The 2,542-nt window shown below is 60.6% G+C and carries 3 protein-coding genes and 1 pseudogene; 3 read left to right on the top strand and 1 reads right to left on the bottom strand.

Features of this window, described 5'->3' with window-relative positions; translation table 11 throughout:
• A partial coding sequence (locus tag DBR24_RS04310) for an OmpA family protein (RefSeq protein ID WP_128614019.1) occupies positions 1-673 on the top strand: 673 nt, incomplete at its 5' end.
• 228 nt (positions 674-901) lie between these two features.
• Here the strand turns inward: DBR24_RS04310 and DBR24_RS04305 are convergent.
• Positions 902-1,336, bottom strand: a complete 435-nt coding sequence (locus DBR24_RS04305) for a YhcB family protein (RefSeq protein ID WP_064392879.1) — start codon at positions 1,334-1,336, stop codon at positions 902-904.
• A 144-nt stretch (positions 1,337-1,480) separates the two neighbouring features.
• Between DBR24_RS04305 and DBR24_RS04300 the strand changes: the two genes are divergently transcribed.
• Complete coding sequence (locus tag DBR24_RS04300; protein WP_123463211.1) at positions 1,481-2,110, top strand: alpha/beta hydrolase; 630 nt, start codon at positions 1,481-1,483, stop codon at positions 2,108-2,110.
• A 24-nt stretch (positions 2,111-2,134) separates the two neighbouring features.
• Positions 2,135-2,542: pseudogene (locus DBR24_RS04295) on the top strand (tryptophan--tRNA ligase); the annotation flags it as partial.

The raw sequence follows: 2,542 nt of genomic DNA, 5'->3' as shown, positions 1-2,542 counted from the left end.
GCCCAACCCGTATGACAATCAGGGCCAGGCCGACGGTGGCTCGCAAGGCATGAGCAAAACCGCCAAATACGGTGGCCTCGGCGCGCTGGCCGGTGCACTGGCCGGTGCCGCCATCGACCACAACAACCGTGGCAAGGGGGCCTTGATTGGTGCCGCAGTGGTGGGGGCGTCGGCAGCCGGTTACGGTTATTACGCCGACCAGCAAGAGAAAAAGCTGCGTGCGAGCATGGCCAACACTGGGGTTGAAGTGCAGCGTCAGGGCGATCAGATCAAGCTGATCATGCCGGGCAACATCACGTTTGCCACCGATTCGGCGAACATCGCGCCGAGCTTCTACCAGCCGTTGAACAACCTGGCCAACTCGCTGAAAGAGTTCAGCCAGAACCAGATCGAAATCGTTGGCTACACCGACAGTACCGGCAGCCGTCAGCACAACATGGACCTGTCCCAACGGCGTGCGCAGAGCGTGGCCACCTACCTGACCTCGCAAGGTGTCAGCGGTGCCAACCTGTCGGCCCGTGGCGCCGGTCCGGATAACCCGATTGCCAGCAACGGTGACGTCAATGGCCGGGCGCAGAACCGCCGCGTTGAAGTCAACCTGAAGGCGATTCCGGGTCAGCAGTACGGTGGTCAGCAGCAACAACAGCCGGGTACGGTTCAGCAGTATCCGTAAGCGATTGCCTGAATGAAGAAATGCCCGGTCCTGTGATCGGGCATTTTTGTGTGTGGCCTGTGCCGGCTCCTTCGCGAGCAGGCTCGCTCCCACAGTGGAATGCATTTCAAAATGTTGGAGTGAGCCTGCTCGCGATGGCGATCAAATCGGCACCACAAAACCATCAGGCACAAAAAAGCCCCCGGACAACGGAATTGTCCGGGGGCTTTTTGTTGCGCGCGAAGCTGATTACTTCTTCAGACCATAGTGCTCATCGAGCATGCCCGGCGAGTTCGGGGTCTTCGGTGCGTAGTCGCGTGGCGGCTCCTGATCGCGCGGTGGCGTCAGGCGTTCGCGCGGTGCCTGTGCGGCATCGGCGTGCAGGGCGGCGATCAGGCGCTGGCGGGTCTGCTCGTCCAGGGCCAGACGATTGGCGCCCTCGGCGAGATGATCCTGCACTTCCTGATAGCTCTGGGTCAGCTTCTTGACCAGCATCGCGGTGCTGTTGAAGTGGGTGACCACCTCGTTTTGATAACTGTCGAAGCGCTCCTGGATATCATCCAGTTGACGCTGCGTGCGGCTCGGTGCGGCGTTCGGCGCAACGCGCGCGATCAGGAATCCAATGGCGACACCCACAACCAGGGCAAGAGTCGGTAACAACCAAACTAAGAGCGAGTGTTCCACGAGTCCTTCCTCTATAAACGGCTTTGCTTTACGTTAACGGCTCGAACCTGCGCTGTATACCGCGATTCACTCGCAATAGATTGGCACAGACAATTTGCTAGACGAGTCGACCCGATTCGAGGTCACGGAGTTCCTTCCTTGCTGATGCGTGAAACCCCTGTAGTGATTGACGGCCCGGTGGGCCAACTTGAGTCTCTGTACCTGGATAACGAGCAGCCAATCGGCATCGCGTTGATCTGTCATCCGAACCCGGTACAGGGCGGTACCATGCTCAACAAGGTCGTCTCGACCCTGCAGCGCACCGCGCGCGACGCCGGCCTGATTACCTTGCGCTTCAACTATCGCGGCGTCGGTGCCAGCGAAGGTTCCCATGACATGGGCAGCGGTGAAGTCGACGATGCTCAGGCTGCAGCCGCATGGCTGCGGGAAAAACACCCGGATCTGCCACTGACCCTGTTCGGTTTCTCCTTCGGCGGATTTGTTGCAGCAAGTCTCGGCGGTCGTCTTGAGGCCGAGGGCGTGCCGCTCAAGCAGCTGTTCATGGTGGCGCCGGCGGTCATGCGCCTGGGCGATCAGGATCAACTGCCGCAGCACGGCGAGCTGACCGTGATCCAGCCGGAAACCGACGAAGTGATCGATCCGCAACTGGTCTACGACTGGTCGGAAAAACTCCAGCGCCCCCATGAGCTGCTGAAAGTGGCAGAATGCGGACACTTTTTTCATGGCAAGCTGACCGATCTCAAGGATCTGATCCTGCCGCGTCTTTCGAATTGATTGCAGTCTGACAAGCGATTACCCATGACGAACCGTACCCGCATCCTCACCGGCATCACCACCACCGGCACGCCGCACCTGGGCAACTATGCCGGCGCCATCCGCCCGGCGATCCTTGCCAGCCGCGACAGCAATGCCGACTCGTTCTACTTCCTGGCCGACTATCACGCCCTGATCAAATGCGATGACCCGCTGCGCATTCAGCGCTCGCGTCTGGAAATCGCCGCGACCTGGCTGGCCGGTGGCCTGGATGTCGACCGCGTAACCTTCTACCGCCAGTCCGACATCCCGGAAATCCCTGAGCTGACCTGGCTGCTGACCTGCGTCGCCGCCAAGGGCCTGCTCAACCGTGCGCACGCCTACAAGGCCTCGGTGGACAAGAACGTCGAGACCGGTGAAGACCCGGATGCCGGCATCACCATGGGCCTCTAC

The organism is Pseudomonas sp. HMWF006 (assembly GCF_003061205.1).
Classification (GTDB): Bacteria; Pseudomonadota; Gammaproteobacteria; order Pseudomonadales; family Pseudomonadaceae; genus Aquipseudomonas; species Aquipseudomonas monsensis.
Note: the sequence above shows the minus strand (reverse complement) of the source record. Positions and strands in the feature narration are given on the sequence as shown.